Origin of the sequence: Pseudoflavonifractor sp. An44 (genome assembly GCF_002161675.1) — a bacterium.
In the GTDB taxonomy this organism is placed as follows: Bacteria; Bacillota; Clostridia; order Oscillospirales; family Oscillospiraceae; genus Enterenecus; species Enterenecus faecium.
The window spans coordinates 1-556 of sequence record NZ_NFIH01000052.1; the positions used below are offsets into that span (position 1 = coordinate 1).

General features: G+C 50.4%; 1 protein-coding gene. It reads left to right on the forward strand.

The genetic code is table 11. From position 1 onward, the window contains the following. A partial coding sequence (locus tag B5F98_RS12545; protein WP_206418171.1) for a transposase occupies positions 1-531 on the forward strand: 531 nt, incomplete at its 5' end. Positions 532-556: the final 25 nt, after the last annotated feature.

Consider the following 556-nt stretch of genomic DNA (forward strand, 5'->3'; position numbering starts at 1 on the left):
ACGAACTATGAGCAACGACGCAGCAAAAAGTTTAAGAAACAAGTTGGGCGAGTGGAGAACATGGAATATGACCAGGAAGAAGACTGTTTTATCTGTGCGCAAGGCCGCCGGCTATTTCTGCGGCGGGAGTGTACCGAAGTTCAAGACGGACAGTTGGTTTCCACTGCGTGGTATTGCTGCGAAAACTGCGATGGCTGCCCGTGCCGTTCCCAGTGCTGCCGAGCCAAGGATCCAACTAAGCCCAAAGAGATCGCACTGAAAAAGACCTTCTGGGAAAAGCGAGCTACGGCAACTGAAAATATTACCACACCACGGGGGATACATCTTCGGCTGTGCCGCTCCATTCAGGCGGAGGGAGCCTTTGCACTTCTAAAAAACGACTTTGGGTTCCGCCGCTTTCTAACTACTGGAAAGGCAAACGTACGGACTGAAATGTTCTTTCTCGCTTTAGCCTTCAACCTGAAAAAGCTGTGGATGAAGCGGGAACACGGACGGCTTCAAACCCGTGTATCTGAGAAAATGACAGCGTAGCTTACCGAAATTGAAAAACTTCCGC